We start from the raw sequence: 12387 nt of genomic DNA, 5'->3' as shown, positions 1-12387 counted from the left end.
AAGGAGCTTGAGGACCATGCCGTACGCCAAAACGCCGAGCCCGCCTTATTATGCGTGCATCTTCGTATCGGAGCGTACCGAGGGGGACAACGGTTATGGAGCGATGGCCGACAAAATGGTGGAGCTGGCCTCCCGGCAGCCGGGCTATTTAGGCATCGAATCGGCGCGGGATACGTCTTTGGGCATCACGGTGTCCTACTGGGAGTCGCCGGAAGCCATCGCCGCCTGGAAGGCAAATGCCGCTCACCAGGTTGCCCAGAAGCGGGGAAAGCAGGAGTGGTATCAGAGCTTTGCACTAAGAGTATGCAAGGTGGAAAGGGATCATTTTTTTGACCACAGCACACACGAGGAGGAGTTATGATGCAGCAATCGAAAATCAAATGGGGGATCATGGGGACCGGCTGGATCGCCCAGCAATTTGCCTCCGATCTGGCGCTTGTCAGCAACGGCGAGGCGCTGGCGGTCGGGTCGCGTACGGCGGGAAGTGCCGCCGAGTTTGCTTCCAAATATGACATTCCGCGGTCATACGGAAGCTATGAGGAGCTGGTTCGGGACCCTGACATCGATGTCGTCTACATAGCCACCCCGCATCCGCTTCATCACGAGAACGTCCGTTTATGTCTTGATGCGGGCAAAGCCGTATTATGCGAAAAGCCGTTCACCATCAACAGCCGCGAGCTGGAGGATCTGGTCGCCGCGGCCCGCGAACGCAAGCTGTTCCTGATGGAAGCGATGTGGACGCGGTTCCTGCCGCCGATCGTGAAGGTGCGCGAGTGGCTGAAGGAAGGACGGATCGGCGAAGTCCGCCTGTTGAAAGCCGATTTTGGATTCCGGAGCGGCTGGAACCCCGAAGGGCGACTCCTTAATCTTCAGCTTGGCGGGGGCGCGCTCCTGGACGCAGGCATTTATCCGGTATCCTTCGCATCGATGATTTTCGGGGCCGAGCCCGATCAAATATGGAGCACGGCACATATCGGGGAGACGGGCGTAGACGAGCAGTTCTCGGTGATCTTATCCTATGATTCCGGCAAAACCGCTTCGTTAAACGGGGCGATCCGCCTCGGCATGACCAATGAAGCCCACATTTTCGGAACGAACGGACATATTCATATTCCCTCCTTCTTGAACGCCAAATCGGCAACGCTTCACGTCGACGGCGAGGACACCGTGCATTTTAACGATGACCGCAAGGAGATCGGATATGCTTTCGAGGCTTATGAAGTGGGCCGTTGCCTGGCCGAAGGGCAGCTTGAGAGCGATGTCATCCCCCTGAATGAATCTGTCGCGATTATGAAGCTGCTGGATCAAATCCGGGGCCAATGGGGCTTGAAGTATCCTTCGGAAGGCTGAGCCAGGTCAGCTTATAGATAGAGCTAAAGGGAAAAGGGCATCAAATTGGCCGACGGATAGCAGTGAACAAGCAGTGCGGAGCAGCCCGCGCTGCTTTTTTTAGCCATTGAGACCCTCAGTGGATAGATTGATACTGCGGCATCGACTATTGCCTTCCCTTATATTTCCCAATATTCTTGTGTGATGCTGTATAGATTATGATGCTCCCAAACGCCGTTTATTTTAAGATAGTATTCCGAAAAACCGTCATATCGAAATCCTGCTTTCTCTAAAACACGGATAGAGGCCTTGTTTCGAGGCATAACCCCGGCTTGTACCCTATGTAACCCTCCAAGCCCAAAAGCGAATTTTAGCGCCAAGCGAACAGCTTCCGTGGTATATCCTTGTCCGTTATATTGCTCATCCAAGAAATAGCCCAGTGTGCAGCTTTCCCACGCTCCACGGACTACATTGCTTAAATTGACCCGTCCAATGAGATTATCATTGTTTTTCAGGAAAATCCCAAACCCGTATCGGGAACCATTACTCCAATCGTGTTGCACTTTCTCCAAAATGCTTCGCTGCCCCTCTACCGTGTAGTGAGAAGCGGGAGCGGATGGTTCAAATGGTTTAAAGAATTCCCTATTTCGAATTCGTAAATCGAGTAACGAATTAAGGTCATTCAATTCCAATCGACGAATATAAATGCGGTCAGTATCCAATCTCATTCTCTCACCTCAACATAAATCACTTCTTAGTTAATCTGCCAAATGGCGTATACCATGCCTTAACATAGCCTTATTTTAAGAGCGCTACACATGATTTACAACGTTCCCTGCGAGCGACTACGACGTCTACGCCATCACTCTTCCAAATTCCTGCCGAATCTCTAAAATTTTATTTTATAAAAACTATTGAAATTTGAAACAAAATTTCAATATGATAGAGGCAGGATGATCGTTGGTTTTATTTCCCTTCGGTTTTCCATATCACGCGTAGGAGGTGGGCGGCAGCTCTCGATGAAATCGGATGGTTGTCATTACCAATATTCCACGATGTTTAGTGGCAAGGAGTGAATTAGTGAATATGAACACCTCAAGGAGCGTTCAACGAAGCAAATCCTTTTTGTCTTTGGCTTTGGCACTGGCTGTCATGATCAGTTCGGTATCCGTGTGGGGCAGTTCGGGAGCCGCTTACGCAGACGATGTTCCGAAATCGCTTGTTATCGAGGAGTTTGAAACCCCCGGGAATTTATCTGCCTCCGCCGTGAGGGGGAAAGCCCAGCTGGGGATGATCAGCCATCCCGATCCGGTATATTACGGGTATCATGCTGCGAGTTTAACCTATGATTTTGTCGGCAGCGAGTCGGGCACGTCGGCAGCGTATCTTAATTTTAAAGACCTCGACGGCTCGGCCGGCAGAAGCGTTCCGGGCACTCCGAAAGCGCTCGGCTTATGGGTATACGGGGACGGCGGGAATCACTGGCTTCGGGCGCAGCTTCAGGATGCGGCAGGCGGCAAGCACGCCGTTGACTTAACCGCTACCTCGGGATTCAGCTGGAAAGGCTGGAAATACGTCAAGTTTTCCGTTCCATCCACCATCAAGGCTCCTCTCAAAATCAATCAAATTTATATCACCGAGTTAAAAGATACAAATAAAAACAGCGGCACGGTGTACTTCGATCGATTGACCGCATTCTACACCGATTCCCAGATCTACGGGCTCGATATCGGCGGTTTGACGCCGATGGGCGTCGGGGAAGCCATCAAGCCACAGATCTATGCGACGTATGCCGGCGAGTCCGAACCGGTGCGACTAACCTCAGGCGTGAAGCTGACGAGCAGCGACGAGACGATCGCTACGGTTATGGGAGCTACATACGACACGATTGAAGCGCTTTCACCGGGCACGGTTACAATTACGGCAGAGTACGCCGACGCGCCGAAGGCTCAGCTGGAGCTGCATGTAATGGCAGATGCTCCTTCCCCTGACCATTTGCTTGTATCCGGTCCGGTTCATCTGGAAACCTCGGTTACCGGCGCCTTGAGAACAAGCGTGGTTTATTCCGTTTACGGTACGGCGATGGAGCCGGTTCTGCTGGCGGAGGGGGTTGCTTATGCCAGTGACCGTCCGGACGTAGTTACCGTGGATAGCAGCGGAGGCCTGCAGGCCGTCGGGAAAGGCACTGCGGTGATTACCGTTTCTTATAAAGGAGCAGCCGCGCAGCACGCGATTACGGTCACCGATCCGGTGCCTGTTCTGCAGAGCATTGCACTGCAAGGATTAACCTCGGTGACGGTTGGGGATTCGTTCGAAACGTCCGTCTCGGCGACCTATTCGTGGATGGACGAGCCGATAACGATTACGGAAGGCGTTGCATTTACTAGCAGCAATCCGGCAGTGGCATCCGTCGATGAGAAGGGGGTTGTAAAGGGCTTGAGCATCGGTTCATCACGCATCACGGCGACTTATGAGGGGAAGACCAGCTCGCTCTATATCATCGTGAACAAGCAGGCTGAGCATCCGAAAGCCGAGATGAGAGCCGCCTGGATTGCCACCGTTGACAATATCGATTGGCCGGCCAAAGGGGTTACCGATCCCGAGCAGCAGAAGCAGCAGTTCATCCAGCTCCTTGACGAACTGGAAGCCGCCGGGATGAATGCGGTCATCATGCAGATCAAGCCAACAGCGGATGCGTTCTACCCGTCCGAGTACGGTCCATGGTCCGAGTGGCTGACCGGCGTCCAAGGCAAGGACCCGGGCTACGATCCGCTCGCTTTCCTGCTGGAGGAAGTGCATAAGCGCAATATGGAGTTTCATGCCTGGTTTAACCCGTACCGGATCAGCCTTCAAGGAGATATCAACAAGCTTGTAGCCGATCATCCGGCAAGGCAGCATCCGGAGTGGGTGGAAGCTTACGGTGGCAAGCTGTATTTCAATCCGGGCATACCGGAGGCGCAGCAGTTTATCCTGGACGGCATTATGGAGGTTGTGAAAAACTACGATATCGATGCGGTGCATTTTGACGACTATTTCTATCCGTATCCCGTAACGGGCGTTGATTTCCCGGACGAGGATACGTATGCCCAGTATAAAGGGGCCTTCACGAACAAGGCGGACTGGAGAAGAAACAATGTGAACCAGTTCATTCAGAAGGTCAGCCATGCGATTAAGCAGGAGAAGAGTTATGTGAAGTTCGGCATCAGTCCGTTCGGCATTTGGAAGAACAAGTCCAGTGATCCAAGCGGGTCGGAAACGAATGGACTGGAAAGCTACAATGCCATTTACGCCGATTCGAAAAAATGGGTTGAAGAGGAATGGATCGACTATATCACGCCGCAAATCTACTGGAATATCGGCTACTCGGCTGCCGCCTACGACAAGCTGATCGAATGGTGGAGCGATGTGGTCGCCGGTCATAACGTGCATCTGTATAGCGGGCAAGCCGTATATAAAATCGGGACAACGGCCGAGTGGTCCAATCCGGAGGAAATGCCGAATCAGGTGAAGTATAACCGCAGCTTCGAGGAAGTCCGCGGCAGCATGTACTTCAGCTCGAAGTGGTTCGCCGAGAATGCGCTTGGCTTTACGGACCGGTTGAAGACAGATCTGTACCGGTATCCGGCACTGGTGCCGGCCATGCCGTGGCTCGATACGGAGGCTCCGTCCGCGCCGCGGAAGCTTAAGGCCAATAAGGCTCATGGCGTAAACCTGAGCTGGGAGCCAGCCGGGGACGAGACCTACTATGCGATCTACCGGTTCGACGGGGGGAATGCCGGCAGCATAGACGATCCGGCAAACCTGCTGGGCACGTTCAGAAGAACCGGTAACGGGACGCAGCATTTCTCGGACGACACGGTGATCAAGCATCAGACCTATACGTATGTGGTGACTGCCATTGACCGTCTTCATAACGAAAGCGCGGCGACCGCCGCCCTAACGGTGAAAGCCGGGGGAACCGGCAAGCCGCCCGGAAAATCGAAGTAACCGGAAACACGGTACCTAAAAGCATGGAGCGACCTGAGTAACTGAGAAAGAAGTGCCTGAATGAAAAGAGAGAGATCAGCTTTGTCACGAAGCTGATCTCTCTCCTTTTTTGTTTTGGAACCAAGCCCAGACGGCCATGATCTCCCGTTCGTCCATCCCGACGAGGCTCTCGTTAATGTCGCTTAATATCATCTTCACTTGAAGGGACAGCAACCCCCGTCTTCGCTGTCTTCGTGTGCCGGTAACCTCGATCGCGATGATCTGCGGCCGCCGGATATATTTCGTGGAAAGGGCCAGGAACCTGCTGCGAATCGTAAGCTGCTTGCCGGTAATGTTCAGGCCGGAATCGCGGTGGGCCGCCAATCCCCACCCTATGGCAAACGGGAACAGGAGCAACGAGAGCATGCCGAGCCAGCCGAAGTACCAGATGCATCCGATGCTGACCGCAGCGGCAAAGGCCAGCTTCCACCGAAGATACATCCATTTCGCATGGGGCGGCGGCGAAGCCGTAATGGCCTGAACGCCCAGCTGGGGCGTGACCCGCGCGAGCAGCTCCGGAATGTCCGCGGTTTTTATCAGCGGGTGAAGCATGAAATGCTTCTCCGATTCGGACGTAAGCACGTGCACCTTCACTTCGGCATAGCCGAACCAGCGGCGGAAGATGCCTTCTTTTACCGTGGCAGCCAGCACCCGTTCGGGGGAAAACAGCAGCCTCTTTTTCTCGAGCAGACCGTAGCTTACGGAGATTTGCTTGCCGATCCGTTCTACGGTAAACCCGGCGTATTTAATCATATACAGAATGACGGACAGCAGCCAGGCCAGCACGACGGCAAGTATGGCAATGCCTGCCCAGTGTCCCGGGAGAATCCGCCCTGCCGATTGAAACAGGCTTTGGTATATTTGATCCGGAAGCAGGTCATCCGCAAACGATATGATACCGCCGACGAAGGCCAAAGCCAGGGACAAATTCGGGGAAGACAGGGCAGCGGTAAGCAGACGGCGAGACGGCAGCTGAAGCAAAATGCTCCGTTCTTCCGGAGAGACCGATGCAGGCGGAATAACGTTACCGCGGTCGTTAGGGTAGCCGCCGTCGCTGCCTGCTCCCGGCGTATTTCCGGATGCTTCAGCCTCATCCCGTTCCCATGACGCCATGCGTTCTTGTGGGGAAGTGCCTTCGATCATCTGCTCCGTACCATCCGCATTGACGATGTCGCCGTCAGCAAGTGCTGCCACATCGTGCGTTTGCGCTGCAGGCCGATCCGGCTGCAAGGCCCGTGTCCGGTCCCGGAGCCAAAGCTGAAGCCGTTCCGCTTCGTGGTCCGTTACGGCTGGAAGCACACCGCCATCCTCTGATTTGCCCGGCGTCTCGATGCGGATCTGCGTCAGCCCGAGCAGGCGCTGCAGCAGCGGCTGCTCGGTATTCATCGTATGAATTCGTCCGGCATATATGGACAGCTCCTCCCGGAATAACACGCCGCGCCGTATCAGGATTTTGTCCTCTTCCAGCGTATAGGCAAACCGTTTCCAGCGTAAGTATCCGTACAGAAGCAGAAGGGCTGCAAGGGCGACAATGCCGGCGGATAACCAGTACCATGGGACATCGTCCAGGGATTTTCCGTTAAAGAACTTGATCGATACAAAAGCAGCGAGCGGTACGAGCGATTTGACGCTGTTCACGAGCGGAAACAGAATGTAAAGACGGTGGAGCCTGCTTGCTTCATTCATCATGATCCACCACTTTGGCCAGCTCGCCGATCTGCTTCTTCAAAGTCTCCGCCTCTTCCAGCTTGAGCGCCTGGATGACGTGCGTGGTTGCGGCGGTAACTACCTTGACTTTGGCAAGTCCGTATTTGCGGAGCAGGGGTCCCCGTTCCAATTCAACGTGCTGCACGCGGGTCATCGGAACGAGCGTATCGCTCAGCCAAATCCAGCCGGATCTAAGCTCCAGCTCCTCTTCGCTGACCCGGAAGCCAAACTGCTTATAGGTGAAGGCCGGCACCGACCAGGTAAACCAGGCTCCTGCCAGCAACAACCCGATAGCGATCCACCCCGGCAGCAGGGTCCAGCCGAAGATGCCCGCAACGACGAGATAAGCGATAGACGCTAACAAAATGACCCCGTCGGTAATAAAGCCTGTCAGGCGTGAAATGGTAACAGAGTCGGGGTGACACCGGCGCATGGCGTCCATTCGATGATCCATTGTTGGTTCCTCCTCGATGTTTTGAGAATCAGGCAGTTCTGATGACATATGAACTTCTATGTAATTGTTTACGCTTGTGGGAAGCCGTCCGTTTCATCCTGCCGACCGAATACTGTAATGTCGCGTCCGTCTTATAATGGTTCATGTCTGTCATTATAGCATCCCGACTTGAATGGCTTGTGAACCTGACTTAACGATTGCATTAACAGGCAGCGGTTCCGTTAAGCTCGAATTAAGATTAGACAGCGGCCGGGAGCGGCTTTTTTGTATAATGGAAGGAATCGGACAGGAAAGGACATGAATGATGAAAATCGATCGTTTATTAACGATAACCGTACTGCTCTTGAACCGGGGAAGATGGAGCGCCAGCGAGCTGGCCGAACGCTTTGAAGTCTCCGCGAAAACGATCTACCGCGATATGGATGCACTTTGCCGGGCAGGGCTGCCGATCGTTGCCCATCAGGGCACATCCGGCGGATTTGAGATGATGGAGCAATATACAATTGACCGGTATTGGTTGACGGCAGAGGAGATGGGTTCGCTAGTGACCGCTGTCAAAGGAATGAGCCGTGCGCTGGATGACCGCGAGCTGGATATGCTGCTTGAGAAAGTGAAGGCGCTGCTTTACAAGGTAGAGCAGGGCTGCGGGAAAGGGGATGCATATGAACATGGCGACGTAAAAAACGGACCGGGAAGTGATCGGAGCAGGCCCTCTGTCGTTATGGATTTTCAGCCTTGGGGACAGCGGGAAGGTTTGAAAGCAACCGTCAGCCTTCTGAAGAAGGCGATCCAGGAAAAGCGGACCGTATCGATGCGTTACATCGATTCATCCGGCACGGCCGAGTGCCGAACGATGGAGCCGGTGTCCCTCATTTTGAAGGGAAATGTGTGGTATGTGCAAGCCTACTGCCTGGAGCGTGAGGATGCCCGGGTGTTCCGGGTGTCGCGAATGCAGGATGTAAAGCTAACGAACCATCATTTCGAGCCGAGGCCGATGCCCTTGATGGAACGGATGGACTGGGAGGATGCCTGGTCGGAGGTGCCGGAGCAGGAGGTTGTATTATGGTTTGGGCCGAAGGCTCGCCGGCGGGCAGCGGACGTGTTCCCGGCAGAGCAAATGGAGCTCTTGGAAGACGGCTCCTTCCGCGTGCGGGTCATTCATAAGGTGGACGAATGGTTTTACGGCATGGTTCTCAGCTTTGGCGACCAGGTTATAATCGAGCATCCCGAGGAAGCCGCACAGGAGGTCAGGAGAAGGGCGGAAAATTTGTTGAACCGCTACGGCAACCCGGACAGGCAGCTGTCCACGTTCCCCCTTTAGAATAGATCATAGATTCAATTCTTAAAGGAGGGCGTCATCATGAATACAAACATCGGCAGCCAGAAGAAGCGCCGGATCGAATCCAGACCGGCTATGTCCGTATGGGGAGCGGGTGCAAGGACGACAAACGAAGCGGAGGCGGGGGCAAACGGCGTGATTCCCCGGTTATGGGAGCATTATTTCCGGAGCGGGATCAAGGAGGTTGCCGGCAGTGATCAAGCTGTCTATGCGGTATATACGGATTACGAAAGCGACGCTTCAGGTGCGTATACACTCGTCATTGGCCATGAAACGGAAGGAATCTTCGGAGATGGGCAGGGCAGCGAAGAGGTTGAGCACGTTAGGCGTGCGGAAGGCCAGAGCATAGAGAGCATAGAGAACGTAGAGCGCGTAAAGGACGTAGAGAGTGTAGGGCGTATGAATCGTGCAGGGAGCGCAGACGTCGCTAAGCGCGAAGAAGATGGAGCTATTGTAGAGCGCAGCGTCTTTATACCGGAATCCAGATATTTGGTATTCCCGGCGAAGCCGGGTCTGTTCCAGGAAACGGTGCCGCAGGCCTGGCAGGAAATCTGGAGTTATTTCCAGAATGCCGAGGAAGTACGAGCCTATTCGGGAGACTTTGAATGTTATCGTTTCCAGGCGGCTGATCCTGCCCATCCCGTCGTCGAGATCTATATTGCGATTAAATAGCCGAAGAATGTGAAATCCCAAGCCGTCCTCGTGTTAGAGGGCGGTCTATTGATGATAGAAACGATAGAAATGAGAGGATTCGATCATTTTGTAATAATCATTATATTTTACATAAAATGTTTAATCGACGACCTAATATGATGATTATACCTGTTATGGAATAAATTTGATATCTTTGGCTTGCGGGTATCAGCCCGAGGTGCACATCGGTACTAGTACGATATCCGACTTCGGAACGGAAGGGGGCGGTATTTTTCAGGCAGATGCATGGCAAAAGGATGAATTTGTTGAAAAATGAAGCGAAAGGATGAGGATGATGAAAAAATTTCTAAGCATGATGTTATGCGCAGGCTTGGCGATATCGTTGTATGGCGTCCAGCCATCAACGGCTGAGGCTGCCACGGTAGTGAATGAGACGATCCGCGTGGAGGCCGGTCAGACCTTCGACGGCAAAGGCCAGACCTACGTGGCGAATCCGGACACGCTTGGTGACGGCAGCCAGGCCGAGAACCAGAAGCCAATCTTCCGGCTGGAAGCGGGCGCGACACTGAAAAACGTCGTGATCGGCGCGCCTGCGGCAGACGGCGTCCACTGCTACGGAAATTGCACAATCACAAATGTCACTTGGCAGGATGTCGGCGAGGATGCGCTGACTCTGAAATCGTCCGGTACGGTCAACATTTCGGGGGGAGCGGCGTATAAAGCGTACGATAAGGTGTTCCAAATGAACGCGGCCGGAACGATCAACATTCAAAATTTCAGAGCGGACGACATCGGAAAGCTGGTTCGGCAGAACGGCGGCACGTCGTATAAAGTGGTGATGAACGTGGAGAATTGCGACATTTCGAATGTGAAGGACGCGATCCTGCGAACGGACAGCAGCAGCTCCACCGGGCGAATCGTCAACACGCGCTACTCGAATGTGCCGACGTTGTTTAAAGGCTTTGCTTCCGGGAATACAACCCAATCGGGGAATACGCCGTATTAACCTGATGCTGGACTAGCTATGCAACGGGAAAAGCTCCTAAGCGTCTGCCATGACGCGAAGGAGCTTTTAAGTGCCGAAAACGGCGTTCCCGAAGATTATTTAAACCCTGTTAAGGCGGATCCGGATTTCATGAAGTATTTCTGGCCGAAGAAGTAGATCAGAATCATCGGGACCGCCATGATGGTGGAAGCCGCCATCAGTTTTTCCCACTGGGCCCCGTGATCCTGCTGGAAGCTCTGCAGGCCGACGGTGATCGTCCACTTGGCCGAATCGTTCAGATAGATCAGCGGGCCCATGAAATCGACATAGGACCACACGAAGGAAAACAAAGCGACGGTGGCTAGAGCCGGCTTCAGAATCGGCAGGATAATCCGGGCGTATATCCGCAGCTCCGAGGCGCCGTCGATCTTGGCCGCCTCCGACAGCTCCATCGGCACGCCGAGCAGAAATTGGCGCAGCAGAAAGATGAAGAAGGGAGCTCCGAAGAAAGCGCCGATCGTCAGCGGCACGATAGTATTGACCCAGCCAAGGTTCGTAAAGATGATATACTGCGGGATCATCTGGACCTGAGCCGGCAAAATCATGGTTGCCACCACGATGGTGAATATGACCTTTCTCCCTTTCCACGGGATCCGCGAGATCGAGTAGGCTACGAGCGGTGCGGACAACAGCTGCCCGATAATGTTCAAGATGCAGATCAGGAACGTGTTCATCATATATTTCGTGAAGGGGATCGCCTCGACCGCCGCTTGGTAGTTCGACCATTGGACCTTCTCCGGGAAGATCGTCGGCGGAAACTTCAGAATCTCCTCCGGCGTCTTGAGCGAGGTCATGACAAGCCATAGGAACGGGAACAGGAATACGATTGATAGCAGGATAAGCAAGACGTACGGCAGCACGGCTTTTAATCTGACGGCCACGTTACTCACCTCCATAATAGACCCAACGGCCCGATGTTTTGAGCAGCAGCAGCGTCATCAGCAGCACGATGATAAACAGAATCCAGGCCAGGGCCGACGCGTAGCCCATCTTCAGAAAAACAAAGGCTTCCTGGTACAGATTGACGGCATAGAACAGAAGCGACTGTTCCGGTCCGCCCAAGGAGCCGCCGTCCGCTTTGCCGCCAGCCAGAATATACGATTCGGTAAAGATCTGGAATGCACCGATGAGTCCCATGATGAGCTGGAACAGAATGATTGGCGACAGGGCAGGGAGCGTAATCTTCCAGAAACGATGCCAGGCGCCCGCCCCATCCACCTGCGCCGCTTCATAGTACTGCTTCGGAACGCCCTGCAGGGCGGCCAGGAAGATCAAGGCCCCGGCTCCTGAGCCCCACAGACTCATCAGAATCAGCGAAGGCTTCGTATAGCGCGGATCCAGCAGCCAGGCAGGATCGGGCAGGCCGAAGGCCCGCAGCGCCATATTGACCAAGCCGAAATCGGGGTTAAGCATCCAGGTCCACAGCAAGGCGCTGGCGACGATCGGAATGACGGAGGGAAGGTAGAAGATCGTCCGGTAATAATTGATTCCCCTTGCCTTGAAGTTCAAGACGACGGCGATCAGCAGCGATGCCGCCAGCGTAATCGGCACAGATACGAAAGCCATGAAGAACGTGTTCCCGAGAGAGGTGTAAAAGCGGTCATCCTGCAAGATATTTTCGTAATTTTGCAGTCCCACCCACCTAGGCGTACTGAACAGATCGTATTCCGTCAGGCTCAAATAGAGCGAACCGAAGAACGGATACACAGTAAAAGCCAGAAAGCCGACGATCCAAGGCGAGGCGAATGCCAGGCCGAGCCAAAAGTACCGGCGTTCCTTCCTCGACCAGCGGGCTTTAGGTCTTGGTGAATGTACGGGTGCGGAGGCATTCAT

Annotated in this window: 11 protein-coding genes; 6 read left to right on the top strand and 5 right to left on the bottom strand. The window is 54.0% G+C overall.

Annotated features, from left to right (window positions below):
- Window positions 1–16: 16 nt before the first annotated feature.
- Window positions 17–361, top strand: a complete 345-nt coding sequence (locus NST44_RS29680; RefSeq protein WP_007131611.1) for an antibiotic biosynthesis monooxygenase family protein — start codon at window positions 17–19, stop codon at window positions 359–361.
- Window positions 361–1350 (top strand): Gfo/Idh/MocA family protein, encoded by a 990-nt coding sequence (locus NST44_RS29675; protein ID WP_007131612.1) that lies wholly within the window; start codon window positions 361–363, stop codon window positions 1348–1350. Before NST44_RS29680 ends, NST44_RS29675 begins: the two co-directional genes overlap by 1 nt.
- Before the next feature lie 158 nt (window positions 1351–1508).
- On the opposite strand, the gene NST44_RS29670 is transcribed toward NST44_RS29675, so the two are convergent.
- A complete protein-coding gene (locus tag NST44_RS29670; protein ID WP_340901343.1) occupies window positions 1509–2057 on the bottom strand; it encodes a GNAT family N-acetyltransferase in 549 nt (182 codons plus the stop codon).
- A 358-nt stretch (window positions 2058–2415) separates the two neighbouring features.
- On the opposite strand from NST44_RS29670, the gene NST44_RS29665 reads away from it, so the two are divergent.
- Window positions 2416–5316, top strand: a complete 2901-nt coding sequence (locus tag NST44_RS29665; protein ID WP_340901342.1) for a family 10 glycosylhydrolase — start codon at window positions 2416–2418, stop codon at window positions 5314–5316.
- Between the two features lie 84 nt (window positions 5317–5400).
- Here the strand turns inward: NST44_RS29665 and NST44_RS29660 are convergent, their stop codons facing one another.
- Together NST44_RS29660 and NST44_RS29655 are read right to left on the bottom strand one after the other, a co-directional pair.
- Complete coding sequence (locus NST44_RS29660) at window positions 5401–7041, bottom strand: PH domain-containing protein (RefSeq protein WP_007131615.1); 1641 nt, start codon at window positions 7039–7041, stop codon at window positions 5401–5403.
- Window positions 7034–7516: a PH domain-containing protein gene (locus NST44_RS29655; protein ID WP_028404485.1), complete on the bottom strand. Its 483-nt coding sequence runs from the start codon at window positions 7514–7516 to the stop codon at window positions 7034–7036. The genes NST44_RS29660 and NST44_RS29655 overlap by 8 nt, the downstream gene beginning before the upstream one ends.
- Window positions 7517–7817: 301 nt before the next feature.
- On the opposite strand from NST44_RS29655, the gene NST44_RS29650 reads away from it, so the two are divergent.
- The 3 genes from NST44_RS29650 to NST44_RS29640 all read left to right on the top strand — a co-directional run bounded on the left by NST44_RS29650 (window position 7818) and on the right by NST44_RS29640 (window position 10515).
- A complete protein-coding gene (locus NST44_RS29650) occupies window positions 7818–8837 on the top strand; it encodes a helix-turn-helix transcriptional regulator (protein WP_312889670.1) in 1020 nt (339 codons plus the stop codon).
- A 39-nt stretch (window positions 8838–8876) separates the two neighbouring features.
- Window positions 8877–9527, top strand: a complete 651-nt coding sequence (locus tag NST44_RS29645; protein ID WP_007131618.1) for a GyrI-like domain-containing protein — start codon at window positions 8877–8879, stop codon at window positions 9525–9527.
- Between the two features lie 316 nt (window positions 9528–9843).
- The gene (locus tag NST44_RS29640) at window positions 9844–10515 is read left to right on the top strand and encodes a pectate lyase (protein ID WP_028404486.1); all 672 of its coding nucleotides are present in this window, start codon (window positions 9844–9846) and stop codon (window positions 10513–10515) included.
- 95 nt (window positions 10516–10610) lie between these two features.
- Here NST44_RS29640 and NST44_RS29635 read toward each other — a convergent pair whose 3' ends face one another.
- Window positions 10611–11435, bottom strand: coding sequence for a carbohydrate ABC transporter permease (locus tag NST44_RS29635; RefSeq protein ID WP_007131620.1), 825 nt, complete (start codon window positions 11433–11435; stop codon window positions 10611–10613).
- A gap of 1 nt (window position 11436) precedes the next feature.
- Window positions 11437–12387, bottom strand: coding sequence for a carbohydrate ABC transporter permease (locus NST44_RS29630; RefSeq protein WP_007131621.1), 951 nt, complete (start codon window positions 12385–12387; stop codon window positions 11437–11439).

Source organism: Paenibacillus sp. FSL W8-0919, assembly GCF_038003785.1.
Lineage (GTDB): Bacteria > Bacillota > Bacilli > Paenibacillales > Paenibacillaceae > Paenibacillus_AQ > Paenibacillus_AQ lactis.
The sequence above is the reverse complement of the archived record's forward strand: the minus strand, read 5'-3'. Positions and strand labels throughout refer to the sequence as shown.